Origin of the sequence: Shinella zoogloeoides (assembly GCF_030733845.1) — a bacterium.
Taxonomy (GTDB): domain Bacteria; phylum Pseudomonadota; class Alphaproteobacteria; order Rhizobiales; family Rhizobiaceae; genus Shinella; species Shinella zoogloeoides_C.
Map to the genome: position 1 here is coordinate 3,881,608 of NZ_CP132311.1, position 25,137 is coordinate 3,906,744.

General features: G+C 64.7%; 28 protein-coding genes. 19 read left to right on the top strand and 9 right to left on the bottom strand.

All coding sequences use genetic code 11. The annotated features are described in order from the left end of the window. Window positions 1–25: 25 nt before the first annotated feature. The 3 genes from Q9316_RS20020 (at window position 26) to Q9316_RS20030 (ending at window position 2,242) form a co-directional block, all read left to right on the top strand. A complete protein-coding gene (locus tag Q9316_RS20020) occupies window positions 26–343 on the top strand; it encodes a hypothetical protein (RefSeq protein ID WP_306033306.1) in 318 nt (105 codons plus the stop codon). Window positions 344–367: 24 nt separating this feature from the next. After that, complete coding sequence (msrA, locus tag Q9316_RS20025; protein WP_306033307.1) at window positions 368–1,018, top strand: peptide-methionine (S)-S-oxide reductase MsrA; 651 nt, start codon at window positions 368–370, stop codon at window positions 1,016–1,018. Between the two features lie 231 nt (window positions 1,019–1,249). Continuing rightward, complete coding sequence (locus Q9316_RS20030) at window positions 1,250–2,242, top strand: BMP family lipoprotein (protein ID WP_306033308.1); 993 nt, start codon at window positions 1,250–1,252, stop codon at window positions 2,240–2,242. A gap of 54 nt (window positions 2,243–2,296) precedes the next feature. On the opposite strand, the gene Q9316_RS20035 is transcribed toward Q9316_RS20030, so the two are convergent. Next, a complete protein-coding gene (locus tag Q9316_RS20035; RefSeq protein ID WP_306033309.1) occupies window positions 2,297–2,527 on the bottom strand; it encodes a SlyX family protein in 231 nt (76 codons plus the stop codon). Between the two features lie 157 nt (window positions 2,528–2,684). Between Q9316_RS20035 and Q9316_RS20040 the strand changes: the two genes are divergently transcribed. The 7 genes from Q9316_RS20040 to deoA are packed head-to-tail and all read left to right on the top strand — an operon-like array spanning window position 2,685 to window position 9,613. Beyond that, window positions 2,685–4,220 (top strand): ABC transporter ATP-binding protein, encoded by a 1,536-nt coding sequence (locus Q9316_RS20040; RefSeq protein WP_306033310.1) that lies wholly within the window; start codon window positions 2,685–2,687, stop codon window positions 4,218–4,220. Beyond that, window positions 4,217–5,350 (top strand): ABC transporter permease, encoded by a 1,134-nt coding sequence (locus Q9316_RS20045; RefSeq protein ID WP_306033311.1) that lies wholly within the window; start codon window positions 4,217–4,219, stop codon window positions 5,348–5,350. Before Q9316_RS20040 ends, Q9316_RS20045 begins: the two co-directional genes overlap by 4 nt. A 3-nt stretch (window positions 5,351–5,353) precedes the next feature. Then, complete coding sequence (locus Q9316_RS20050) at window positions 5,354–6,325, top strand: ABC transporter permease (RefSeq protein ID WP_306033312.1); 972 nt, start codon at window positions 5,354–5,356, stop codon at window positions 6,323–6,325. Between the two features lie 5 nt (window positions 6,326–6,330). Next, window positions 6,331–6,723, top strand: a complete 393-nt coding sequence (locus Q9316_RS20055) for a cytidine deaminase (RefSeq protein ID WP_306033313.1) — start codon at window positions 6,331–6,333, stop codon at window positions 6,721–6,723. Next, window positions 6,720–7,532, top strand: a complete 813-nt coding sequence (locus Q9316_RS20060; RefSeq protein ID WP_306033314.1) for a purine-nucleoside phosphorylase — start codon at window positions 6,720–6,722, stop codon at window positions 7,530–7,532. Before Q9316_RS20055 ends, Q9316_RS20060 begins: the two co-directional genes overlap by 4 nt. Continuing rightward, window positions 7,525–8,298 (top strand): deoxyribose-phosphate aldolase, encoded by a 774-nt coding sequence (gene deoC / locus Q9316_RS20065; protein WP_306033315.1) that lies wholly within the window; start codon window positions 7,525–7,527, stop codon window positions 8,296–8,298. The genes Q9316_RS20060 and deoC overlap by 8 nt, the downstream gene beginning before the upstream one ends. Window position 8,299: 1 nt before the next feature. Beyond that, on the top strand, window positions 8,300–9,613 hold the full coding sequence (gene deoA, locus Q9316_RS20070) for a thymidine phosphorylase (protein ID WP_306033316.1): 1,314 nt from the start codon (window positions 8,300–8,302) through the stop codon (window positions 9,611–9,613). Here deoA and Q9316_RS20075 read toward each other — a convergent pair. The 7 genes from Q9316_RS20075 to Q9316_RS20105 all read right to left on the bottom strand — a co-directional run bounded on the left by Q9316_RS20075 (window position 9,603) and on the right by Q9316_RS20105 (window position 15,025). Further along, the gene (locus Q9316_RS20075; protein WP_306033317.1) at window positions 9,603–10,139 is read right to left on the bottom strand and encodes a TIGR02281 family clan AA aspartic protease; all 537 of its coding nucleotides are present in this window, start codon (window positions 10,137–10,139) and stop codon (window positions 9,603–9,605) included. The genes deoA and Q9316_RS20075 overlap by 11 nt on opposite strands. 125 nt (window positions 10,140–10,264) lie before the next feature. Continuing rightward, window positions 10,265–10,894, bottom strand: a complete 630-nt coding sequence (gene upp / locus Q9316_RS20080; RefSeq protein WP_306033318.1) for a uracil phosphoribosyltransferase — start codon at window positions 10,892–10,894, stop codon at window positions 10,265–10,267. A 105-nt stretch (window positions 10,895–10,999) separates the two neighbouring features. Further along, the gene (locus tag Q9316_RS20085) at window positions 11,000–11,968 is read right to left on the bottom strand and encodes an adenosine deaminase (RefSeq protein ID WP_306033319.1); all 969 of its coding nucleotides are present in this window, start codon (window positions 11,966–11,968) and stop codon (window positions 11,000–11,002) included. Then, the gene (locus Q9316_RS20090; protein ID WP_306033320.1) at window positions 11,965–13,194 is read right to left on the bottom strand and encodes a phosphopentomutase; all 1,230 of its coding nucleotides are present in this window, start codon (window positions 13,192–13,194) and stop codon (window positions 11,965–11,967) included. The genes Q9316_RS20085 and Q9316_RS20090 overlap by 4 nt, the downstream gene beginning before the upstream one ends. 89 nt (window positions 13,195–13,283) lie before the next feature. Next, window positions 13,284–13,880, bottom strand: a complete 597-nt coding sequence (locus Q9316_RS20095; protein WP_306033321.1) for a TadE/TadG family type IV pilus assembly protein — start codon at window positions 13,878–13,880, stop codon at window positions 13,284–13,286. A 59-nt stretch (window positions 13,881–13,939) separates the two neighbouring features. Then, window positions 13,940–14,524 (bottom strand): TadE/TadG family type IV pilus assembly protein, encoded by a 585-nt coding sequence (locus tag Q9316_RS20100; protein WP_306033322.1) that lies wholly within the window; start codon window positions 14,522–14,524, stop codon window positions 13,940–13,942. A 123-nt stretch (window positions 14,525–14,647) separates the two neighbouring features. Beyond that, on the bottom strand, window positions 14,648–15,025 hold the full coding sequence (locus tag Q9316_RS20105) for a pilus assembly protein N-terminal domain-containing protein (protein WP_306035370.1): 378 nt from the start codon (window positions 15,023–15,025) through the stop codon (window positions 14,648–14,650). A gap of 359 nt (window positions 15,026–15,384) precedes the next feature. Here Q9316_RS20105 and Q9316_RS20110 point away from each other — a divergent pair, with 359 nt between their 5' ends. The 9 genes from Q9316_RS20110 to Q9316_RS20150 all read left to right on the top strand — a co-directional run bounded on the left by Q9316_RS20110 (window position 15,385) and on the right by Q9316_RS20150 (window position 24,236). Further along, window positions 15,385–15,576 (top strand): Flp family type IVb pilin, encoded by a 192-nt coding sequence (locus Q9316_RS20110; protein WP_306033323.1) that lies wholly within the window; start codon window positions 15,385–15,387, stop codon window positions 15,574–15,576. A 101-nt stretch (window positions 15,577–15,677) separates the two neighbouring features. Further along, window positions 15,678–16,184: an A24 family peptidase gene (locus Q9316_RS20115; RefSeq protein WP_306033324.1), complete on the top strand. Its 507-nt coding sequence runs from the start codon at window positions 15,678–15,680 to the stop codon at window positions 16,182–16,184. Window positions 16,185–16,364: 180 nt separating this feature from the next. Then, window positions 16,365–17,180 carry a Flp pilus assembly protein CpaB gene (gene cpaB / locus Q9316_RS20120; RefSeq protein ID WP_306033325.1) on the top strand — a complete coding sequence of 272 codons (816 nt, stop codon included), beginning with the start codon at window positions 16,365–16,367 and terminating at the stop codon, window positions 17,178–17,180. Window positions 17,181–17,194: 14 nt separating this feature from the next. Then, complete coding sequence (locus Q9316_RS20125) at window positions 17,195–18,661, top strand: type II and III secretion system protein family protein (RefSeq protein WP_371877938.1); 1,467 nt, start codon at window positions 17,195–17,197, stop codon at window positions 18,659–18,661. Between the two features lie 35 nt (window positions 18,662–18,696). Next, complete coding sequence (locus Q9316_RS20130) at window positions 18,697–19,395, top strand: CpaD family pilus assembly protein (RefSeq protein ID WP_306033326.1); 699 nt, start codon at window positions 18,697–18,699, stop codon at window positions 19,393–19,395. Window positions 19,396–19,427: 32 nt separating this feature from the next. Continuing rightward, window positions 19,428–20,714 carry an AAA family ATPase gene (locus Q9316_RS20135; RefSeq protein WP_306033327.1) on the top strand — a complete coding sequence of 429 codons (1,287 nt, stop codon included), beginning with the start codon at window positions 19,428–19,430 and terminating at the stop codon, window positions 20,712–20,714. 33 nt (window positions 20,715–20,747) lie between these two features. Then, complete coding sequence (locus Q9316_RS20140; RefSeq protein ID WP_306033328.1) at window positions 20,748–22,220, top strand: CpaF family protein; 1,473 nt, start codon at window positions 20,748–20,750, stop codon at window positions 22,218–22,220. 18 nt (window positions 22,221–22,238) lie between these two features. Further along, entirely contained in the window at window positions 22,239–23,249 is a 1,011-nt protein-coding gene (locus tag Q9316_RS20145; RefSeq protein WP_306033329.1) for a type II secretion system F family protein, read from the top strand. 12 nt (window positions 23,250–23,261) lie between these two features. Then, the gene (locus Q9316_RS20150; protein WP_306033330.1) at window positions 23,262–24,236 is read left to right on the top strand and encodes a type II secretion system F family protein; all 975 of its coding nucleotides are present in this window, start codon (window positions 23,262–23,264) and stop codon (window positions 24,234–24,236) included. Between the two features lie 79 nt (window positions 24,237–24,315). On the opposite strand, the gene Q9316_RS20155 is transcribed toward Q9316_RS20150, so the two are convergent. Then, on the bottom strand, window positions 24,316–25,125 hold the full coding sequence (locus Q9316_RS20155; RefSeq protein WP_306033331.1) for a tetratricopeptide repeat protein: 810 nt from the start codon (window positions 25,123–25,125) through the stop codon (window positions 24,316–24,318). Window positions 25,126–25,137: the final 12 nt, after the last annotated feature.

Genomic DNA, 25,137 nt, shown 5'->3' on the forward strand with positions numbered 1-25,137 from the left:
GCGCGGGCTGCACCAGGAGGGTGCGATGGTACGGTTCATGCTCAGGTTTCTCAGTCTCATGGCCCTCGTCATCGCCGTCATGGCTGGCACGATCGACGCGATCCAGTCGGTCTCGGCGTCCGAGCCGGTGCTGACGCCGCTCGCCGTCGCCTGGAGCACGGCAAGCCCGGATACGATCGCGCTCGTTGCCGACGGCATCATGCGCAAGTTCCCCTATGCCTGGGACCCGGCGGCCATGTGGGTGCTCTCCCAGCCCGCCTTCGCCGTGCTGCTCGCCCTCTCGCTGTTCTTCTGGGTGATCGCCTACAAGCGCCGCCCGGTCGCGGGCCGCTTCACCGCCTGAAACCAATCCCTGCAGGAGACCCCGATGTTCCTGATCGACATGTTCAACAAGAAGACCGTCATGCCCGCGCCCGAGGCTGCCCTGCCCGGCCGGGACGAGCCCATCCCCACATCCGCCACCCACTTCGTCAACGGACGGCCGCTGAAAGGCCCCTATCCCGATGGCTTGAAGACCGTGCTGCTCGGCATGGGCTGCTTCTGGGGCGCCGAGCGGCTGCTCTGGAAGATCCCGGGCGTCTTCGTGACGGCGGCAGGCTATTCCGGTGGCTTCACGCCGAACCCGACCTACCACGAGACGACGACGGGCCTCACGGGGCACACCGAGGTCGTGCTCGTCGTCTACGATCCGGACACGGTTTCGCTGGAGACCTTGCTGAAGACGTTCTTCGAGGCGCACGACCCCACCCAGGGCATGCGCCAGGGCAACGATATCGGCACCACCTACCGATCGGCGATCTATCTCGACGACGACGCGGACCTTGCGACGGCGCGCCGCGTGCGCGACGCCTACCAGGCGGCGCTGACCGCGGCGGGCCGCACGGCACGCATCACCACGGAGATCGCGAGGACCGGCCCGTTCTACTTCGCCGAGGACGTGCACCAGCAGTATCTCGCCAAGAATCCGGGCGGTTACTGCGGCCTGCGCGGCACGGGCGTTTCCTGCGCCATCGGCTGATCGCGCCTTTGTTTTCAACGGGCTGGGGCGGCTGCGAGGGCGGTTTTCCACCGCGTTTCGCGGCCGCTCATATTTTTTACCAACTGAAAAAATTCTGGTGAATTTTTCCGTGAGCCGTGCAAGGATGCCGCCAGCCTGACCCAAGGGAAAGGGTCGGTGGCTCCGTTGCGCGCTTATGCGAGCGCCCACGCGGAAGGTCCCTATAAGATCAATAGCGAACAGGGCTGCACAATGAAAAAAACCCTTCTCACCCTTCTTGCCACTGCTGCCATGTCGGCAACCGCGCTCGCCGCGGACATCAAGCCGGCCATCATCTATGACCTCGGCGGCAAGTTCGACAAGTCGTTCAACGAAGCGGCCTATAACGGCGCGGAGAAGTTCAAGGCCGACACCGGCATCGAATACCGCGACTTCGAAATCGCCAACGACGCGCAGCGCGAGCAGGCGCTCCGCCGCTTCGCCAGCGACGGCAACAACCCCATTGTGATGGCCGGCTTCTCCTGGTCCGCAGCGCTCGAGAAGGTCGCCGCGGAGTATCCGGACACCAAGTTCGCCATCATCGACATGGTTCTCGACAAGCCGAACGTCCGCTCGGTCGTCTTCAAGGAAGAAGAGGGCGGCTGGCTCGCCGGCATTCTCGCCGGCATGGCGTCCAAGTCGAAGACCGTCAGCTTCGTCGGCGGCATGGACATTCCGCTGATCCACAAGTTCGCCTGCGGCTATATCGGCGGCGCCAAGTCGCTCGGGTCGGACTACAAGGTGCTCGAAGCCTATACCGGCACGACGCCGGACGCCTGGAACGATCCGGTCAAGGGCGGCGAGATCGCCAAGTCGCAGTTCGACCAGGGCTCCGACGTGGTCTACCACGCGGCCGGCGGCACGGGCGTCGGCGTCCTGCAGGCTGCGGTTGACGCCGGCAAGCTCGGCATCGGCGTCGATTCCAACCAGAACGGCCTGCATCCGGGCAAGGTGCTGACCTCGATGGTCAAGCGCGTGGACGTCGCCGTCTACGATGCCTTCATGTCGGCCAAGGACGACAAGTTCCAGCCGGGCGTCAACGTGCTCGGCCTCAAGGAAAACGGCGTCGACGTCGCCATGGACGACAACAACGCGCCGCTCATCACCCCGGAAATGAAGGCTGCCGTCGACAAGGCGCGCGCCGATATCATCTCCGGCACTGTCAAGGTGCACGACTACATGTCGGACGAGACCTGCCCCTACTAAGCGGCATCGAACGGCCCGTTTGCGAAAGCAGGCGGGCCGATTCCGTCTTCACGCTCAATAATGCGGGGGACGGGTAATGGCCGGGGCTTCCAGAGAACCCGCCTCCAGCGTTAGGAACCGTTCCGTAAGCCGGTCGAGCTTCGACCGAAGCTGTTCGATCACGCGCCACTGTTCGGCGAGCTGGTCGGAAAGCTCGTCGATCGTATTGGCCTGATGGGCGATGTGCTCCTCCAGGCTGGCGAGGCGCTGGGCTTGGGTCTCGTCGGGAAGGGCGGGCGTGGTCATGGCTATCCTCGTCGATCAGGGCCGGCGACAGAGCTATACCGACGCCGGGCCGCGCCCGCAATCGGACTGGACAAGTGCGGCGGAAGCAACAAGACTACGAGCGGATAGGCCGGTAAAGCGGCCCTTCGGCCCCAAATCCCCGTAAGAGCGGATCGTCATGAGCGAATTGGCAATCGAACTGAAGGGCATCGACAAGAGCTTCGGCCTCGTCCACGCCAACCGGAACATCAACCTGAAGGTCCGCAAGGGCACCATTCACGGCATCATCGGCGAAAACGGCGCCGGTAAATCCACCCTCATGTCGATCCTCTACGGCTTCTACCAGGCCGACCACGGCGACATCGTCATCAACGGCCAGAAGGTCAATATCCGCGATCCCAATGCCGCCATCGCCGCCGGCATCGGCATGGTGCATCAGCATTTCATGCTGGTGGAGAACTTCACCGTGCTGGAAAACATCATGCTCGGCGCCGAGGAAAGCCAGATCCTCAATGCCGGCATCACCAAGGCGCGCGGCGAGCTGAAGCGGCTCGAAAAGGAATATGCGCTGGAAGTCGATCCGGATGCGGTGATCGAGGAGCTGCCGGTCGGTATCCAGCAGCGCGTGGAAATCCTCAAAGCGCTCTACCGCAAGGCCGATATCCTCATCCTCGATGAGCCGACGGGCGTGCTGACGCCGGCCGAAGCCGACCATCTCTTCCGCATCCTGGAACAGCTCAAGGAGCAGGGAAAGACCGTCCTCCTCATCACGCACAAGCTGCGCGAGATCATGGCGATCACCGACGAGGTCTCCGTCATGCGCCGCGGCGAAATGGTCGCAACGCGCACGACGAAGGAGACCTCCGTCGAGGAACTGGCCGAGCTGATGGTCGGCCGACGCGTGCTGCTGCGCGTCGAGAAGGGCGAAGCGAAGCCTGCCGACGTCAAGCTCTCGGTGAAGAACCTCACGGTGCGCGACAGCCGCGGCGTGACCATGGTGGACGACGTCTCCTTCGACATCCGCGCCGGCGAGATCGTCGGCATCGCCGGGGTCGCCGGCAACGGCCAGTCGGAACTGCTGGAAGCGATCGCCGGCATCCGCCGTGCCAGATCGGGCACCGTGCTGCTGAACGGCAGCGAAATCGACATCACCGGCAATGCCGATCCGGCGGACCTGCGCAAGCGCGGCCTCGCCCATGTGCCGGAGGACCGGCATCATGTCGGCCTCGTTCTGAAGTTCGAGGAGAGCGAGAACGCCATTCTCGGCTATCACGACGATCCCAAATATCGAAAGGGCTTGCTTCTCGACATCGACGCGATCCGCGCCGACGCGGAGGAGAAGATCGCTGCCTACGACATCCGCCCGCCGAACCCGCGGCTGAAGACCGCGAACTTTTCCGGCGGCAACCAGCAGAAGATCGTGCTGGCGCGCGAGATGGAGCGCGGCCCCGACGTGCTGATCATCGGCCAGCCGACGCGCGGCGTTGATGTCGGCGCCATCGAATTCATCCACAGGCGCATCATCGAGATGCGCGACCAAGGCAAGGCGGTGCTGCTCGTCTCGGTGGAGCTCGACGAGATCCGCGCGCTGTCGGACCGCATCCTGGTGATGTTCGCCGGCCGCGTGGTTGGTGAGCGCACGCCGGACGCCACCGAAGGAGAGCTCGGCCTGTTGATGGCCGGTGTGGAAGGCCGCAAGGAGGCCGCTGAATGAGTGTTCCTCACGCGAAACTGCCGGCCTGGGCCGAATACGGCCTGATCCCGCTCGTCAACCTCGCCGTCGCCTTCCTGATTTCCGGCCTCGTCGTGCTGATCGTTGGCGAAAGCCCGCTGGAAGCCGCCTACCACATGATCAACGGCGCCTTCGGGCGCGGCGAATATATCGGCTTCACGCTCTATTACACGACCACCTTCATCTTCACCGGCCTTGCGGTGGCGGTCGCCTTCCATTGCGGCCTCTTCAACATCGGCGGGGAAGGCCAAGCCTATATCGGCGGCATCGGCGTGGCGCTCGCCTGCCTTGCCTTCGATCGGACACTGCCCTGGTATCTCGTCTTCCCGATCGCCGTTGTCGGTGCCGCCTTCTTCGGCGCGATCTGGGCGATGATCCCCGGATGGCTGCAGGCCAAGCGCGGCAGCCATATCGTCATAACGACGATCATGTTCAACTTCATCGCCGCGAGCCTGATGAACTACCTGCTCAACAAGGTGTTCAAGCCGCTCGGCTCCATGTCGCTGGAAACGCGGACCTTCGAAGCCGGTGGCCAGTTGCCCAAGCTCGACTGGCTGATGTCGATCTTCGGCCTTTCCGTCGGCTCCGCGCCGTTCAACATTTCCTTCCTGCTGGCGCTCGTCGCGGCGTTCGGCGTCTGGGTGCTGATCTGGCGCACGAGGCTCGGCTACGAGATGCGCACCATGGGTCACAGCCCGGAAGCGGCGCGCTATGCCGGCATCAAGGAGGCGAAGATCATCGTCATCGCCATGATGATCTCCGGCGGCCTTGCCGGCATGATGGCGCTGAATCCGATCATGGGCGAGCAGTTCCGCATGCAGCTCGATTTCGTGCAGGGCGCCGGCTTCGTCGGTATCGCCGTGGCGCTGATGGGCCGCTCGCATCCGGCGGGCATCATCCCCGCCGCGCTGCTCTTCGGCATGCTCTACCAGGGCGGGGCGGAAATCTCCTTCGAGATGCCCTCCATCTCGCGCGACATGATCGTCATCATCCAGGGCCTTGTCATCCTCTTTGCCGGCGCGCTGGAGCACATGTTCCGCCCCGCCATCACGCGTATCGTGCTTGGGCTCTCGCCCAAGGCCCGCGACGTCGCCGCCACCAAGGGAGCCTGATCCATGGACTTCTTTCAGGTCTTCATCGAGCTCGCCCAGTCGACCGTCCGCGTCTCGACGCCGCTGATCCTCGCCGCCCTTGCCGGCCTCTTCACCGAACGGGCCGGCGTCTTCGACATCGGCCTGGAGGGCAAGATGCTGGGCGCGGCCTTCGCCGCCGGCTCCGTCGCCTACATCACCCAGTCGGTCTATATGGGCCTCTCTGCCGCCGTCCTCGTCTCCGTGCTGCTCTCGCTGGTGCACGGCTATGCCTCGATCACCCAGCGCGGCAGCCAGATCGTCTCGGGTGTCGCCATCAACTTCGTCGTCGCCGGTTCGACGGTCATCCTCGGCGAGGCCTGGTTCCGCCAGGGCGGGCGCACGCCGGCGCTTTCTGCAGACGGCCGCTTCGGCACGATCAAGCTGCCTTTCGCAGATAGCCTGCGCGAGGTGCCGATCCTCGGGCCGCTCTATTCGGGCCTGCTCTCCGGCCATTCGCCGCTCACCTATCTCGCCTTCCTGATGGTGCCGGCGAGCTGGTGGATCCTCTATCGCACGCGCTTCGGCCTGCGCCTGCGCGCCGTCGGCGAAAATCCCGGCGCGGTCGACACGGCCGGCATCTCGGTAATCTGGCTGCGTTACCGCGCCGTCATCTGCTGCGGCATCCTGTGCGGCATCGCCGGGGCCTATCTCTCGCTCGCGGCCAATGCCGGCTTCACCAAGGGCATGACGGCCGGCAAGGGCTATATAGCGCTCGCCGCGCTGATCTTCGCCAAGTGGCGGCCGAAGAACATCCTCTTCGCCTGCCTGCTCTTCGGCTTCCTCGATGCCTTCGCCATCCGCTACCAGGGCTATGCCTTCCCGCTGATCGGCAAGGTGCCGGTACAGCTCATGCAGGCGCTGCCCTATATCCTCACCGTGATCCTGCTTGCAGGCTTCATCGGCAAGGCCATTCCGCCGAAGGCCGGCGGCGTGCCCTACGTCAAGGAGCGTTGAGAAAGATGTCCCACGACCTCTTCGAGGCGGCGCGCGCGGCGATGAGCCTCGCGCACGCGCCCTATTCCAAGTTCCCGGTCGGCGCGGCGATCCGCGCCGAGGATGGGAAAATCTATGCCGGCGCCAATATCGAGAACCTCTCCTTCCCGCAGGGCTGGTGCGCCGAGCCGACGGCGATCAGCCAGATGATCATGGGCGGGGCGAGGAAGATCGTCGAAATGGCGGTTATCGCCGAAAAGCTGCCGCTCTGCCCGCCCTGCGGCGGCTGCCGCCAGAAGATCGCGGAATTCGCCACGGCGAAGACACCGATCTATCTGTGCGACGAGACCGGCGTGAAGAAGACCATGACCATGGAAGAGCTGCTGCCGCACGGTTTTTCGACGGATGTCATCGGATGAGTGTTCAAACCACCGACCTCCTGATTTCCCGCCTCGGCGGCATGCTGCCGCGCTACGGCATCGTGCTCGGCTCCGGCCTCGGTTCGCTGGTGGAAGCCGTCGAGAACCCGCTGCGCATCCCCTATTCGGACCTGCCGAGCTTTCCGGTCAGCGCCGTTTCTGGTCATGCCGGGGAGCTTGTCATCGGGCATCTGGGCGGTGTGCCCGTCATCATGTTGTCCGGCCGCGTGCATTTCTATGAAACCGGCGACGCAAACGCCATGCGCACGCCGATCGAGGTTCTGAAGGGTCTCGGCGTCACCTCGCTGATCCTCACCAATTCGGCAGGCTCCCTGCGCGAGGACATGCCGCCCGGCTCGGTGATGCGCATTGCCGACCACATCAACTTCTCCGGCACCAATCCGCTGATCGGCCTCGACAGCGACGATCGCTTCGTCGGCATGACCAATGCCTATGACGCCGGCCTTGCCGCGCGCATGGACGCGGCAGCGGCAAAGCTCGGCATTCCGCTTGCGAGCGGTGTCTACATGTGGTTTTCCGGCCCGAGCTTCGAGACGCCGGCGGAAATCCGCATGGCGCGCGTCTTCGGCGCGGATGCCGTCGGCATGTCCACCGTGCCGGAAGTGTTGATCGCGCGCCATCTCGGCCTCAAGGTCGCGGCCGCCTCTGTTATCACCAACTACGGCGCCGGCATGACGGGCGCCGAGCTCAGCCATCACGAAACCAAGGACATGGCCCCGATCGGCGGAAAGCGCCTCGCCGCGATCCTTTCCGAAATGATCGCGGGCGGAGGCTATGCCAATGCATGAGGACAGCGTGAAGGAGACCGCGAAGAAGGCGCTCTCGCTGCTCGACCTGACCGATCTGACCGATGATTGCGATGCCGCGGCCATCGAAAAACTCTGCGCGCAGGCGCAGACTGCCTTCGGCACGACGGCCGCCATCTGCATCTGGCCGCGTTTCGTCGCCCAGGCGCGTGGCATCCTCGGCAAGGATCATGCGGTGAAGATCGCCACCGTCGTCAACTTCCCCTCCGGTGACCTTGCCGTTGCCGACGTGATTGCCGAGACGAGGGAAGCGATTGCCGACGGGGCCGACGAGATCGACCTCGTCATTCCCTACCGCGATTTCATTGCCGGCGACGAAGCGGCGGTGACGGAAATGGTGGCGGCGGTGAAGGCCGCCTGCACACCGCCCGTCATTCTGAAAACCATTCTGGAAACCGGCGAGCTGAAGGATCCGGCGCTGATCCGCGAGGCCTCGGACCTTGCGATTGCCGCCGGCACGGATTTCATCAAGACTTCGACCGGCAAGGTTGCCGTCAACGCCACCCTGCAAGCCGCCGAGGTCATGCTGAATGCCATCAAGACCAGCGGCAAGCCGGTCGGTTTCAAGCCGGCGGGCGGCGTGCGCACGGTGGGCGATGCGGCGGATTATCTTGCGCTTGCCGCTACCATCCTCGGCGACGACTGGGCGACGCCAAAGACCTTCCGCTTCGGCGCTTCGGGCCTGCTCAATGACATTCTGACCGTGCTTGGCGGCCAGTCGGCACCATCCGCGCCTGCGAGCTACTGACATGCTCCCGCAGGAGACGATCCGCCGCAAGCGGAACGGCCAGCCGCTTTCCAGGGAAGAGATTGCCCGCTTCGTCGCGGGCATCACGGATGGCAGCGTCTCCGAAGGGCAGGTGGCGGCCTTCGCCATGGCCGTCTGCTTCAACGGCATGACGCGCGACGAGACGGTGGCGCTGACGCTTGCCATGCGCGACTCGGGCGACGTGCTCGACTGGTCGGATATCGGTCGGCCGATCGCCGACAAGCATTCGACCGGCGGCGTCGGCGACAATGTCTCGATGATGCTCGCGCCGATCGCCGCCGCCTGCGGCCTCGCCGTGCCGATGATTTCCGGCCGCGGCCTCGGCCATACCGGCGGCACGCTCGACAAGCTGGAATCGGTTCCCGGCTACACGATCATGCCCTCGGCCGAGCGCTTCCGCCGCACGGTGCAGGAGGTCGGCTGCGCGATCATCGGCCAGACGGCCGACCTCGCGCCGGCCGACAAGCGCATCTACGCGATCCGCGACGTAACGGCGACGGTCGATTCCGTGCCGCTGATCACCGCGTCCATCCTCTCCAAGAAGCTCGCCGCCGGCCTCCAGTCGCTGGTGCTGGACGTCAAGGTCGGCAATGGCGCCTTCATGACGGACGGGGCGGAGGCCGAAACGCTGGCGCGCGCGCTGGTCGAGGTGGCGAACGGGGCGGGCGTGAAGACCTCGGCGCTCATTACCGACATGAACCAGCCGCTGGCGGACGCTGCGGGCAATGCCGTCGAGATTGCCAATTGCATCGCCTTCCTGAAGGGCGAGAAGGCCGGCACGCGGCTGGAGCGCATCGTGCTCGCCTTTGCCGCGGAAATGCTCGTCCTGTCGGGGCTGGACACGGATCCGGCCGTGGCCGAAGCCAGGGCGGGCAGGGCGCTGGCGAGCGGCGCGGCGGCGGAGACCTTCGCCCGCATGGTGCATGCCTTGGGCGGGCCGGCCGACATCGTGGAGAAGCCGGAGGCCTATCTGGTGCCGGCGCCCTTCATCCGCCCGGTCCTGGCGCCGGAGGCCGGGTATCTTGCGTCATGCGATACGCGCGGCGTGGGTCTTGCCGTCATCGAGCTCGGCGGCGGACGCACCCGGCCGGACGATGCGATCGATCATCGCGTCGGCTTCGACCGTTTGCTGCCGCTCGGTACGAAGGTGCAGAAAGGCGATGAAATCGGTCGCGTTCATGCGGCCAGCGAGGCGGAGGCGGCGCGCGCCGTGGCGCGCCTTGCGGGTCTCTATCGGATCACGCCCGTTGCGCCCGCCTTATCGCCCGACATGTTGAGGCGCATCAGCGCGTGAGGTGCAGCCGGCCGTCTTCCACCTTGTAGGAGGCGAGCCCCTTCAGGAAGCTCATGCCGATCAGCGTGCCGGACAGCGCCTTGTCCTCCAGCACCATGGCGCCGACATTCTCGATGCGCACCGGGCCGATTTCGATCCTGTCGAGGCGGATATAGGCCGCGCGCGCCTTGCCGTTCGCTGTATCGACCGCATAGCGGAAATCGAGGCTGGCCTTGTCGATACCGATGCGCTGGGCCGTCGAGACATTGAGGGCGACCATGCTGGCGCCCGTATCGACCATGCCCTCTTCCTTGCGGCCGTTGATGGAAAAGAGGCCGGTGAAATGGCCGGCCGTATCGGCGCTGATCACGGCGCTGCGATTGCCGGTATAGCGCGCCGCACCCTGTCCGGTCTGGACGGCTACCGTCTCGACCTTGGCGTCCGGTGCCTTGCCGGCCTCGTTGAGGTATCGGGTTGCAAGGCCGGGCACGAAGGTTGCAGCGGCAACGACGGAACCGACGACAAACACAAGGCTGCGGACGAACATGGGACAGTCTCCGGAAGGATTTGTCCCGAAATAGCACGTGCTCGGCTAACGGACGGCAAAAGGGGCGCTTCAGGGCGCCCCTCTCCACGATCTTCGGCAGGCTTGGTAAACGGCCGGTTAAGCCGTTACTTCGTGCCGTACATGCGGTCGCCGGCATCGCCGAGGCCGGGCACGATATAGCCCTTCTCGTTGAGCTGGCGGTCGATGGAGGCAGTGTAGACCGGAACGTCCGGGTGATGCGCGCGGAAACTCCTGATGCCCTCCGGGGCGGCCAGAAGGCAAAGGAAGCGGATGTTCGTCGCGCCGCGGGCCTTCAGCGTGTCGATGGCGGCGATCGCCGAATTGCCGGTTGCCAGCATCGGATCGACGACGATGACGAGGCGTTCGTCGATGCTGTCGGGCGCCTTGAAGAAATATTCGACGGCCTCCAGCGTCTCGTGGTCGCGGTAGACGCCGATATGGGAGACGCGGGCCGACGGCACCAGTTCCAGCATGCCTTCGAGAAGGCCGTTGCCGGCGCGCAGGATCGAGGCGAAGACCAGCTTCTTGCCTTCGAGCACGGGCGCATCGATCTCTTCCAGCGGCGTCTCGATGCGCGCGGTGGTGAGTTCGAGGTCGCGCGTGACCTCGTAGCAGAGCAGGGTGGAGATTTCGCGCAGCAGGCGGCGGAAACTGCCCGTCGACGTCTCCTTCTTGCGCATGATGGTCAGCTTGTGCTGCACGAGCGGGTGATCGATGACTGTGACGCCGTCCATGGCCAAACCTTCCGAAAGTAAGTGAACGCTTCTTTTTCCACGGAACGGCAGGAGCCCGCAAGAGAAGAGAGCCGGCCGCAGGCAACATCCCCAGCCGGCTTGCCCTCAAAGGCGCGAAAGCAGCCGCTGGCGCGTCGGCTCGTCGACGAACGCCGCCTCGATGGCCGTGCGCGTCATGCCGAGAATGTCGTCGTCACCGAAGCCCATGGTGGTCGAGGCGATCTCGTATTCACGGGCAAGCGAGGTATGGAAGAACGGCGGATCGTCCGAATTGAGCGTGACACGCACGCCGGCCGCATGGAGGGCGCGCAACGGGTGGCTCTCGAAATCCGGGAAGACGCCGAGCGCGATGTTCGAGCCGGGGCAGACCTCCAGCACCACGCCCTCGTCCGCCAGGCGTTTGACGAGATCCGCATCCTCGATGGCGCGCACGCCGTGGCTGATGCGGGCGGGGCGGACATGATCGAGCGCGTCGCGCACGCTGAAGGCGCCCGAGAGTTCGCCGGCATGGATGGTGATGCCGAGGCCCGCATCGCGGGCGATGTCGAAGGCGCGGGAAAAATCGGCGACGCGGTGCATGCGCTCCTCGCCGGCAAGGTTGAAGCCGGTGATCAGCGGATGCGGCCGGCGCGCCGCATATTCCGCAGCCTTCACCACGCGCTCCGGGCCGAAATGGCGGATGCCGACGATGAGAAGCCGCGTCTCGATGCCGGTCTTCGCTTTTGCCCGTTCGGCTCCCTCGGCAAGGCCGCGGACATAGGCGTCGGCGCCGATGCCGACGGCGTCGCCCTGGTCCGGCGAGACGATCAGTTCGCTATAGATGGCACCGGCCCCGGCGATCTCGGTGAGATAGGTTTCGGCGAGCAGCGCATAGTCCTCCTCCGTGCGGAAGAGGTTGGCGGTCGCATCGTAGCTCGCGACGAAGCTGGTGAAATCCTGCCAGGAATATTCGCCGTCGCGGATGAAATGGGACGTGTCGATGCCGTAGCGTTCGGCCTGAGCCAGCGCGAGGGCAGGGGGCGTCGCGCCCTCGATATGGCAGTGCAGCTCCGCCTTCGGCATGGTTGCGGTCACAGGAAACTCCTTCCATGCGGGCCCGGCGGAACGCCGAGATGGCGGGCGATGCTCTCGCCGATATCGGCGAAGGTGGTGCGGGTCTGGATGAGGCGCGAGCGAAGGCCGGGGCCGAAGCTCAGGATCGGCACGCGCTCGCGCGTATGGTCGGTGCCGCGCCAGGTGGGGTCGCAGCCGTGATCGGCCGTCAGGATGACGATGTCGCCGGCTTTCAGCTTGCGGTCCACCTCCGGCAGGCGCCGGTCGAAGGCCTCGAGCGCCGCCGCATAGCCGGGCACATCCCGCCTATGGCCGTAGAGCATGTCGAAATCGACGAAATTGGTGAAGACGAGATCGCCGTCCTTGGCCTCGTCCATGACGCGCAGCGTCGCATCGAAGAGCGCCATGTTGCCGTTCGCCTTGGTGAGCGTGCTTATCCCCTGATAGGCGAAGATATCGCCGATCTTGCCGACGGCGTGCACGGTTCGGCCGGCCTCGGTCAGCCGGTCGAGCAGGGTCGGTTCCGGCGGCAGCACGGAATAGTCGCGGCGATTGCCCGTGCGCTCGAAGGTTTCCGGTCTCTCGCCGGTGAAGGGCCGGGCGATGACCCGGCCGATGCGCCCGCCCGGCCGTTCGTCAAGGATCTTTCGCACGGTTTCGCAGAAGGCGAGCAGCCGGTCGAGGCCGAAATGCCTCTCATGCGCCGCGATCTGGAAGACAGAATCCGACGAGGTGTAGCAGATCGGCTTTCCCGTTCGGATATGGGCGAGGCCGTGTCGGGCGATGATATCGGTGCCCGAGGCATGGCAATTGCCGAGGATGCCAGGGACGTTGCCGGCTGTGCAGATCGCCTCCACGAGTTCCGGCTCGAAGGCGTCGCCCTCCGACGGGAAGTAGCCCCAGTCGAAGGTGACGGGCGTGCCGGCGATCTCCCAGTGGCCCGAGGGCGTGTCCTTGCCGTTCGACACTTCGCTGGCCGCGCCGTGATAGCCGAAGACGCGCGGCGGAACGTCCATGCCCTGTGGAAAGCGGCCGGTCGCGGCTCGTGCGGCATGCAGGAGCCCGAGGGCCGACATGTTGGGAAGCTTCAGCGGGCCCTGCCGCAGCCCCGGACGGTCGGCCGCGCCCGCCGCGCAGAACTCGGCGATATGGCCCAGCGTGTCGGCGCCAAGATCGCCGAAGGCGGCCGCATCCGGCCCGCCGCCGATGCCGAAGGAATCGAGAACGAAGAGAAAGGCCCGCGCCAATGGATCACCTGTCGTCTGTCCGCATCTGCGTGACATGACACAGGCACGACAAGGGGTTCAAGCGAAATCGCGCCGGAAAGGGCTGGCCGTCAGCAGCCGTTGCAGGTGATCCCGTCGCCCTCGCGCTGGCGGAAGAAGCTGGTTCTTTCAAGTGGTAGTGATCGGAGTTCGGAGGAAAGGCCCGGCGCCATCAGCAGGATCGTGTGCGGGACGTTCAGTTCCGTGCGGACGATGAAGGTACTTTTGGCGTCCATCTCCTTCGGCAGCGTGACGGCGTCTCCCTTGGTATAGGGGGTGCTCGCCTTCTCCATTTCGTTGCCGTCCTTGTCCTTGTTCTTGCCTTTCTCGCGCGCCCAGGCGAGCGACCAGGCGACGGTCGCGCTACCGGCCGCATCGACGGCAATACCGGTCATCTTCAGGGAGTAGTAGTGTTGCGGGAAGGGCGCGATGATGTTTCTCGTAACATCCTTCATCGAATTCAACGTCGTCGTGTTTGTCGTCTTGCTGCGCGTCAAGAGATCGGAGACGGTACTGGAAGCGCGGTTCACCTTGCGCGACATGGAAACGGCGACGGAAATCTCGAAGGCGCCGATATAGGTCATGATCATCAAAGGCGCGACGATGGCGAACTCGATGGCCCCCACCCCGCGGCGGTCCTCGACAAAGCGGCGCATCCGCAGAAGCAAGCCTCTGCCCGGCAACGTCCGCTTCGCCGCCCCCTCCCGTGAAACGACACCCTCCATGACTAGTAGTCCTCGTTCTGGACGACGGCGGTCGCCACCATCAGGTAGTTCTGCGTGCCGTCTTTCGATTTGACGCTGGAGAGTAGCGGGCGCACGAGGTCCGTCACGATATCCCAGCGATAGTAGGCGCGCACGATGTTGATCGACTTCTTGCCACCTGGATTGAACTTGAAATCCGTCGAACTGAGGTCGCCGTCGACGAGCGGGACGGCGGCGGGAATACTCGCATAGTCGTCGAAGTGGCGCACATCGAGATAGAGCTTGTTCGGCGTCGTGAGCTCGGACGTCGAGCAGGGCATCAGGATCTTGATTTCCTCGCAAAACGCTTTTCGGTAGTCTGTTTCCTTCCAATCCGAGTTTATCTCGCCCGTGCGGATCTTTCGCGCCATCGTTTCCGTCGCATTGGCCAGGAGCTGCTCGCCGGTGAAGGCCACGAAGGTCTCGACCGAAGCGAAGACGATGGTGAAGAAGGGGATGGCGAGGATCGCGAATTCGATGGCCGTCGCGCCGTCGCGGCGGGCAAGGAGGCGGCCGAACAGGCCCTTCATCGGCCGCCGGCGAATGGCTGCATCATGATCGAGCGACATCGCGATCCGTTCCCAAATGCTCTTCGCGATGAGACTAGGCCGCAGACCGTTTATATTTCGTGTGCGGGCACCCGAAGATTTGAAAGGTTTCCCGCAATCGTACGCCCGAAGCGGGACGATGGATCAGCCGCCGTTGCCGGCCTTGGTGACATGCTCTTCACAATTGGGCGTGCAGGAGAGCACGGAGCGGTCCGTCTGCCGGAACACGCGCACCGTATTGCCTTCGTCGATCGACACGAGGATGCGCTCGTCGACGATGGCGTTGCCGTCGGCGTCGAGAAGGACGAGGTTGGTCGTTCCGAAATTGCGGCCGGTCAGCACGATCGTCTGTGCATCGGCCACCGTCGCGTCGGCGACGGCAGCATTGCCGATGATCACCTTGCTGACGGGCCTATCGAGCCGCAGCACGCGGGCATGATCCATGTGGACGCGCAGGAACCGTTCTTCCGCGGCAGCGCCGGCGGTCGTCGACAGCAAGGCGAGGGCGGCCGCTGCAAGCATTGCCGCACCCGAAGGAAAGGTCCAGTCGCGTCCCATAAACAGTCATCCTGACGATAAGATATGAGCCAGCATCGCTGCGATTGGTGAATGAACATTTAAGGAGACGTTCGGCATTCTCATTTCAACTCCAGCGTTCAGCCGCGGCTTTTCATAGTGCTGACGCCGAAAACGTGGAAAAACGCGCGTATACCGGCAGAATAACCAAACAATAACCATAGAACCGGTAGTGCCTTGCTAGGAACTGGTTAACCTATTTCCTTAAGCTGATGGAAATGGCAGGCCTGTAGGTTGTGCTCATCCGAACAACGGAAACAGTTGGCGGACGTGCTGAACCAACATCGTGGAGCTAGGAGAATACCATGACCAAGATTTTCGCTCGCCTTCTGAAAGACGAGTCTGGCGCAACCGCCATCGAATACGGCCTGATCGCAGCCCTGATTTCCGTCGCCCTCATCACCGGCGCAACGTCGCTCGGCGGCACGCTGAACAATACGTTCCGGAACATTTCCAATCATATGACGAATGCTCAGACACAGTCTGGCAAGTACTAATCTAATAACGTTAGAAAGCCGCCGGAAACGGCGGCTTTACTTTTCCGCAGTGGTTCTTCCGAGCAAGGATTAGGGCGTATCGCGCGCCGAGGAAGGTTGCCTTGACCCAAGCCATCATCTTCGTGGTCTTCCCGCTTTGCCTGGCGGTCGCAGCCTGCTCCGATTTCCTGACGATGCTCATTCCCAACCGGGTTTCGGCGATCCTCCTGGCCTCGTTCTTCGTCGTGGCCCCGCTTGCCGGCCTCGGCCTGACGGAAATCGCCATGCATCTTGCCGCCGGCCTGATCGTCTTCTCCGCCTGCTTTGCGCTTTTCGCCTTCAACATCATGGGTGGCGGCGATGCGAAGCTCCTGACGGCGAGCGCCGTCTGGTTCGGGATGACCTTCTCCCTTGTCGAATTCCTGATCTATGTGTCCTTCGTCGGCGGCATCCTGACCATGGCGATCCTGTCGCTGCGTGCCCACACGAACACCATCCTTGCAAGCGGCCTGCCGGTCCCAAGCCATCTCATGCTGGCGAAGAAGGTGCCCTACGGCGTCGCGATCGGCGTCGCGGCCTTCATGGCCTATCCTTCCTCGCCGCTGATGCTCGCCGCTCTCGGCGGCTGATCACCAACTTCCCAGAGACGAAGAGCAAGGCCGCTGGCGGAAACGCCGGCGTGAAGTCATTTCGGCGTACCGTGCCGTCAACCGATTGTTAACCATGTACGTAAGGTGGCTATTAACCATAATTACACCATTGCCGGTCAATGTGGGCGGATAGGCGAACCCGCAGCTCAGGGAAACCACATGAAACCGGCGCGAATCATCATTCTGGCAGTGGCCGTCGTTTCGGCGGGCGTCGCGGGGTTCCTTGCCCTGCAGATCGCCCGCGGCGGGGCAGTCTCGGTGATCGAGACCCAGACCGTCGTGGAGCGCGAACCCACCATCAACGTGCTCGTCGCCAAGGAAAGCCTGCCGGTCGGCGCGCGGCTCAATCCCGAAACGGTGGCCTGGGCGGCCTGGCCGCAAGGCTCCATCGTCGAAGGCTTCATCACGGATCAGGCCCGGCCGGATGCGATCGAGACCCTGAATGGCGCCATCGCGCGCATGCCGATCTTCAACGGCGAGCCGATCCGCCAGGAGAAGATCGCCGATTCGTCCAATCGCATCATGTCGTCGCTCCTGCCTTCCGGCAAACGCGCCGTGGCGACGGAAATCTCGGTCGCCACCGGCGCCGGCGGCTTCATCCTGCCGAACGACCGCGTCGACGTGATCATGGTTCGCAAGGGTGAGGCCGGCGCCTATCTCACCGAGACCGTGCTGTCCAATGTGCGCGTTCTCGCCATCGACCAGCAGATCCAGGAAAACCCCGACGGTTCGAAGGCGGTGGTCGGCACCACCGCGACCCTTGAGCTCACGCCCGACCAGACCAAGGTGATGGCGGTCGCCCAGCAGATGGCCGAGCGCCTGTCGCTTGCGCTGCGCAGCGTCGCCGACGCCCAGGAGCCGGACACGGGCGCGGCCGATTACCTGCTCAGCGGCGGCGAGGGCCGACCGCAGGTTCAGGTGATCAAGACCGGTGCCATCGTCAATGGCGACACCCCTGCCGCAGCGCAGCAATGACCAGGAGCTGACCCGTGTTTGGAATCGCAAGGACTTTTCGGGCTTCTGTCGCCGGCGGGATCAGCTTCTGCCTGGCGGTTTCGGGCCTGCCTGCCGCCCTCGTCACCGGCGCGGCCGCCGAAGCGGCCTCCTCGTCGGTCATCCGCATTCAGGAAAGCGGCCCGGGCGCCCGCAAGGCCGTCAAGCTGGGCCTCAACAAGGCGCTCGTCATAGACCTGCCGACCGATGCGCACGACATCCTCGTCGCCGATCCGGTGAAGGCCGATGCGGTCACGCGCACGTCGCGCCGCATCTATCTCTTCGGTAAGGAGGTCGGCCAGACCAACATCTTCGTCTTCGGCCCCAACGGCGAGGAGATCGTCAGCATCGACCTCAATGTCGAGCGCGACGTCAGCGGGCTGCAGGCGAACCTGCGCCGCTTCATTCCCGAATCCGACATCCAGGTCGAGATCATCTCCGACAACATCGTGCTGAGCGGTTCCGTGCGCACGCCGCAGGACGCCACCCAGGCCGTGAGCCTTGCTGAAATCTTCCTGAAGGGCGGCGAGGCGACGACCCGCACGGTCGTCTCGCAGGGCAACAATGGCGACGCGGCCATCTTCGGCGAGGGGCGCCAGCGCTCGCAGGTCGTCAACATGCTGCAGATCGCCGGCGAGGACCAGGTCACGCTGAAGGTGACGGTCGCGGAAATCCGCCGCGAAGTGCTCAAGCAGCTCGGCTTCGACAATACGTTCAGCCGCGTTGCCGGCGCCTCGGGCTCGAACCTCGATGTGCTGACCTTCAACGCCGCGTCCACCGGTCTCACCGGCACGATCGCCGGCAACATCGGCAAGCTCGGCATCGAGGCCGCGTTGAGCGCGCTCGAGCAGGCGAAAGCGATCCGCACGCTGGCCGAGCCGACGCTGACGGCCGTCTCCGGCCAGTCGGCAACGTTCAACTCCGGCGGCGAGCGGCTCTATTCCGTTCCGGATGGCGACGGCGGCGTCCGGATCGAAACCTACCAGTACGGCATTTCGCTCGGCTTCACGCCGACCGTGCTGTCCTCGGGCCGCATCGGCCTGCGCATCCAGACCAAGGTTTCCGAGCCGGTGACATCGACGACCGGAACGGAATATCGCCGTCGTTCCGCCGAAACCGTCGTCGAACTGCCCTCGGGCGGCTCGATCGCGCTGGCGGGCCTCATCAACGACGACGTGGAGCAGACCATGTCGGGCACGCCGGTCGCCTCCAAGGTGCCGATCCTCGGCGCTCTCTTCCGCCAGAAGACCATCACCCGCAACGAGACGGAACTGGTGATCATCGCCACTCCCTATCTCGTCAAGCCGGTGAACCGGAACGCGCTGGCGCGGCCGGACGACAATTTCAACCCGGCCAACGACGCGGCAAGCGTCTTCCTCGGCCAGGTGAACCAGATCTACGGCAGGAAGAGCGCACTGCCGGCCCAGCGCTACGAAGGCAGCGTCGGGTTCATCTACAAATGATCGGGTGCGATGTGACGAAGGAACGGGCCCTGCCAATGGCAAACGAAATGCACACCACCGGAAAGAACGTTCGCGCCCGCCGCAACGTCACGCTCCTCGCGATGGCTGCCCTCGTCGCGCTCGCCTCGGGCTGCGCCAACGCGGACCGCACGACGACCGGCGCGCTGCCGGACGATTACCGCACGCGCCATCCCATCGTCGTCGGCGAGCAGGAGCGCACGATCGACATCCCGATCGCCACGGGCGCGACGCGGCTGACGCAGGGCCAGAGCGAGGTGATCGCCGGCTTCATCTCCGGCTATTCGACCGGTTCGTCCGGCACGTTCCGCATCATCCTGCCGCGCGGCTCGCGCAACGACGCCGCGACCACGGTTGTCGGCCGGCAGATCCGCAAGATCGCCGCACGGCACGGCGTTCCCGCGAACAAGATGATCGTCGAGAATTATTCCGCCGGCGAACCGGGCGAAGCGGCGCCGATCCGCCTCGCCTACTACGCCATCGCTGCCTCCACGCCGGCCTGCGGTCAGTGGCCCGACGATCTCGTGGTCAACACCTACGAGAACAAGAACTACTACAATTTCGGCTGCGCGACGCAGAACAACCTCGCTGCCCAGATCGCCGATCCGAACGATCTTCTCGGCCCGCGCCGCATGACCCCGGCCGACGCCACCCAGCGCGGCAAGGCGCTCGAGCGCTACCGTGACGCCTATACCGAACTGAAGGAAATGGAATGATGCGCTTTCCCTCCAGCAAGGCCAGATAAGTCATGAGCACGGTTGACTACACGTTCAGCAACGAGACCGCGCAGGACCATGCCGACGACACGGTCCGGCCGGCGGACATCGAGGCCGTGCGCCCACTGCCGCGCATTTCCGTGCATGCCTTCTGCGAGAGCGAGGCGATGCTGCGCACCATGGAGCGCTGCGGGCAGGACCGGCGCATGGCCAAGGTCAGCCTTCGCATATCGAGCGCGAGCATCACGGCGGCCGCCAACATGTTCGCCTCCGCGCCGACACCGAACCTCCTGATCATCGAGACCTCGACCGAGCCGCGCGGCATCATGGAAGAGCTTGCCCCGCTCGCCGAGGTCTGCGATCCCTCCACCAAGGTCATCGTCGTCGGGCGCTACAACGACATTCCGCTCTACCGCGACCTCATCCGCAACGGCATTTCCGAATATATGGTCGGCCCCGTCGGCATGGCCGAGGTGCTGAACGCGATGGCGGCGATCTTCATCGATCCGGACGCCGAACCGCTCGGCCGCACCATCGCCTTCATCGGCGCCAAGGGCGGTTCGGGTTCCTCGACGATCGCGCACAATTGCGCCTTCGACATTTCCAACCTGTTCCAGACCGAGGTCATCCTCGCCGATCTCGACCTGCCTTACGGTACGGCCAATATCGACTTCGACCAGGATCCGCCGCAGGGCATTTCCGAGGCGATCTATGCGCCGGAACGGCTCGACGAGGTCTTCCTCGACCGTCTTCTGACCAAATGCTCCGAGCATCTCTCGCTGCTGGCGGCCCCCTCCATGCTCGACCGCGCCTATGATCTGGAGCGCGGCTCGTTCCAGCCGGTCATCGAAGTGCTTCAGCGCAGTGCGCCGGTGACGGTGCTCGATGTGCCGCATGCCTGGTCGGAATGGACGCGCACGCTGCTGTCCGAGGTGGACGAGCTGATCATCACGGCGGTGCCGGACCTTGCGAACCTGCGCAACGCCAAGAACATGCTCGACGCGCTGAAGAAGCTCAGGCCGAACGACAAGCCGCCGCACCTGATCCTCAACCAGGTCGGCATGCCGAAGCGTCCGGAAATCGCGCCCGGCGACTTCTGCGAACCGCTCGGCGTCGAGCCGGTCGCGATCATTCCCTTCGATGCGCAGCTCTTCGGCACGGCCGCCAACAGCGGCCGCATGATCGCCGAGATGGATCGCAAGTCGCCGACCGCCGAGACCTTCTCGCAGGTCGCCCATCTCGTGACGGGCCGCGCGACGGTGAAGAAACCCAAGAAGGCCGGGCTCGGCAAGATGCTGGGCCTCATCGGCCGCAAGTAGCCGCAAGCGGCGCAACAGACTGGATGACGTGGCATGTTCGGCAAACGTGGCAATGAAGGTTTCGGCAAGAGCGGCACGACGGGTCAGGTGACCCATGCCGTGCCTGCGGCCGCCACGACCCTGACGGCGGAGCGACCGGTCGCCGCCGCCCCGGCGCAGCCCGTGTTCGAGCCCGCCCCGCCGCCAGTGGCAGCGCCCGCCGCCGCTCCGCGCCGCCGCGTCGCCCGTACCGAGGATTATTACGACACGAAGAGCCAGGTCTTCTCCGCGCTCATCGACACGATCGACCTCTCGCAGCTCGCCAAACTCGACACGGAAAGCGCGCGCGAGGAAATCCGCGACATCGTCAACGACATCATCACGATCAAGAATTTCGCGATGTCGATCTCCGAGCAGGAGGAACTGCTCGACGACATCTGCAACGACGTTCTGGGCTACGGTCCGCTGGAGCCGCTGCTGGCGCGCGACGACATCGCCGACATCATGGTGAACGGCGCGGGCAAGACCTATATCGAAGTTGGCGGTAAGGTGCAGGAATCGGAGATCCGCTTCCGCGACAACGCCCAGCTCCTCTCCATCTGCCAGCGCATCGTCAGCCAGGTCGGCCGCCGCGTCGATGAATCGAGCCCGATCTGCGACGCGCGCCTGCCGGACGGTTCGCGCGTCAACGTCATCGCTCCGCCGCTCGCCATCGACGGCACCGCGCTCACCATCCGCAAGTTCAAGAAGGACAAGCTGACGCTCGACCAGCTCGTCCGCTTCGGCTCGATCACGCCGGAAGGAGCCGCACTCCTCCAGATCATCGGGCGCGTTCGCTGCAACCTCGTCATTTCCGGCGGCACCGGCTCGGGCAAGACCACGCTGCTCAACTGCCTGACCAACTATATCGACCGGGACGAACGGGTCATCACCTGCGAGGACTCGGCGGAACTCCAGCTCCAGCAGCCGCATGTCGTGCGCCTCGAAACCCGCCCGCCGAACATCGAGGGCGAGGGCGAGATCACCATGCGCGATCTCATCAAGAACTGCCTGCGCATGCGCCCCGAACGCATCATCGTCGGCGAAGTGCGCGGACCGGAGGTCTTCGACCTTCTCCAGGCGATGAACACCGGCCATGACGGCTCGATGGGCACGATCCACGCCAACACGCCGCGCGAATGCCTCTCGCGTATGGAATCGATGATCGCCATGGGCGGCTACACGCTTCCCGCCAAGACGGTGCGCGAGATCATCGCCGGCTCCATCGACGTCATCATCCAGGCCTCGCGCCTGCGCGACGGCTCGCGCCGCATCACCCACATCACCGAAGTGATCGGCATGGAAGGCGACGTCATCGTCACGCAGGACCTGATGCGCTTCGAACTGCAGGGTGAAGATGCCAATGGCCGCATCATCGGCCAGCACAAGGGCACCGGCATCGGCAAGCCACATTTCTGGGATCGCGCACGCTATTTCAACGAGGACAAGCGCCTGGCGGCAACGCTCGACGCCATGGAGAAGCCGTAAGGGGCAGGCGGAACGCGGATGTTCGGACTGGATATCAACATCGTGGCGATCTTCGCCCTGGCGGTCCTTTCCACCGCCGGTCTCGCCTATGGCCTGCTCTTCTCGCGCATCGAGACCGAGAAGAAGACGGAAAGCCGCGTTCGCCGGGTGCAGGCCGCCGAGACCGACCATAGCAAGGCCAAGGCAGCGCGCGACCGCATGCAGGAGCTCTCCAAGCGCCGCAAGTCGGTGCAGGATTCGCTGAAGGACCTGGAAAAGAAGCAGCAGGAGCAGACCAAGCGCGTCGCCACCACGCTGAAGGCGAAGCTTGTCCAGGCCGGCCTTACGATCACGCCGTCGAAATTCTACATGTTCAGCGCGGTCTTCGGCCTTTTCGCCTTCGTGCTGGCGCTTCTCGGCGGGATCGGCCTTCTGGTCGCGTTCGGCATCGCCTTCATTGCCGCCGCGGGCCTGCCGCGCTGGTTCCTCGGTTTCCTCGTCAAACGCCGGCTGAACAAGTTCCTCGAGGAGTTCCCGAATTCGCTCGACGTCATGGTGCGGTCCATCAAGTCGGGCCTGCCGCTGACGGACGCTCTCCGGCTGATCGCCGCCGAGGGCCAGGAGCCGGTGAAGACGGAGTTCCGCAAGGTGGTCGAAGCCCAGCAGGTCGGCCTCAGCGTGCCGGAAGCCTGCGCGCGCATGTTCACCAACATCCCGCTGCAGGAAGTCAACTTCTTCGCGATCGTCATCGCCATTCAGAGTCAGGCGGGCGGCAACCTGTCCGAGGCGCTCGGCAACCTTTCGCGCGTGCTGCGCGAACGCCGCAAGATGCGCGCCAAGGTCAACGCGCTCTCGATGGAGGCCAAGGCCTCGGCGGTGATCATCGGCGCGCTGCCGTTCATTGTGGCGCTGCTCGTCTACCTGACGTCGCCGGAATACATCATGATCCTGTTCCAGGATTCGCGCGGCCATCTCATTCTCGGCATTTCGGCCGTCTGGATGTCCGTCGGCATCTTCGTGATGCGCAACATGATCAACTTCGACATCTAGGGGCAGACAACCATGGTCGCCATGCTCACCGATCCGGCCGTCCTGCTTCCCGCCTTCGTGATGATCGCGCTGCTGGCCACCTTCTATACGCTGGCGGCGCCCTATTTCGAGCGCGGCGATCTCGAAAAGCGCATGAAGGCCGTGGCGCTGGAGCGCGAGCAGATGCGCGCCCGTGAGCGTGCCCGCCTCAACGCGGAAGCCGCCCAGAGCAAGGCCTCGCTGCGCGCGCAGCACAACACGCCCGTGCGCCAGGTGGTCGACAGGCTGAACCTGCGCGAGGCGCTGGTCGACGCCAATACGATGAACCGGCTGCGGCAGGCCGGCTACCGCTCGCAGAACGCGCTCAACGTCTTCCTGTTCGCGCGCTTCGTGCTGCCCTTCGTCTTCTTGGCTGTGGCCGCCTTCTACATCTTCTACCTCGGCTTTCTCGGCGACAAGCCGCTGCCGATGCGCATTCTCGCGACGATCGCTGCCGCCTATCTCGGCTTCTACGCGCCCAATATCTTCATCTCCAACAAGGTGACGAAGCGGCAGAAATCGATCCGCCGGGCCTGGCCGGATGCGCTCGACCTCATGCTGATCTGCGTGGAATCGGGTATTTCCATCGAAGTCGCCTTCAAGCGCGTGGCGGACGAAATCGCCATGGCCTCGCCCGAGCTTGCCGAGGAACTGGTTCTCACCACGGCGGAACTCTCCTTCCTGCAGGAACGCCGCCAGGCCTATGAGAACCTCGGCACGCGCATCGGGCTCGACACGGTCAAGTCGGTGACGCAGGCGCTCATCCAGGCGGAACGCTATGGCACGCCGCTCGCCCAGGCGCTGCGCGTGCTGGCGCAGGAATGCCGCGACCAGCGCATGAACGAGGCGGAGAAGAAGGCGGCAGCCCTGCCGCCGAAGCTGACCGTGCCGATGATCCTGTTCTTCCTGCCCGTGCTGATCGCTGTCATCCTCGGCCCGGCCGGTATCCAGGTCGCCGACACGTTCTGACCGTACCGGCCGAACACGATAAAACGCCCCGGTCGATGCTGTCGACCGGGGCGTCGGCGTCTTGGGAGGGACGCTGGGATCAGTTGGTGTTGCCGCTGTCGTCGGCAGCGAGCTTCTTCCAGGCATTCTGCTGGGTCAGCATCGAGCGCAGATAGGCGACGTTGGCTTCGGCCTGCCCGGCGGTCAGTTCCTGACGGGCGATGGTCTCCGCCTCCTGGAACCGGCCCTGCAGGCCGACGGCGAGCGCAAGGTTCTGGCGCACGCTGCTGTCGGCGCCGGGCTGTGAGGCAGCCGAGCGCAAATAGGTTTCGGCAGTCTTCAGGTCGCGGGCCAGCACATAGGACATGCCGAGATTGGAAAGGATCGAGGATTCGTTCGGCTGGATATCCAGCGCCTCGCGGTAGCGCTGGCGCGCCTCGGCGGAGCGGCCGAGCTGGTCGAGGATCGCCCCTTCCGCCGATTTCAGCCGCCAGTCGGGCCTGTCGGGCGTCTGGGCGCGCAGGATCGTGTTCAGCGCCTGTTCGAGCTGGCCGGCGGCGGCTTGCGCCTTGCCGTAGGCGGCGAGCACTTCGCGGTTGTTCGGGTTGCTGATGGCGACCTGCTGCATGACCGCGAGCGCCTGCTCGTTGCGCCCGTTCATGCGCAGCACATTGGCATAGTTGATGCCGGTCGCCGCATCCTTCGGGTTCTTCTCGTAGGCCTGGCCGATGCTGTCGGCCGCGTTGCGCAGTTCGCTGGCGTTCATTTCGCCGACCGGCTTGCCGGTGCGGGCGATGGAGCCGGTAGTGATGTTGCTCTTGCCCGCACAGCCCGCCACCGCGACGCCGATGGCAAGGAGCGCCGCTCCCCGCAGGAGCCGTAAGCGAACTGACGTAACGGAAGCGGCCATGATAAAGTCCCC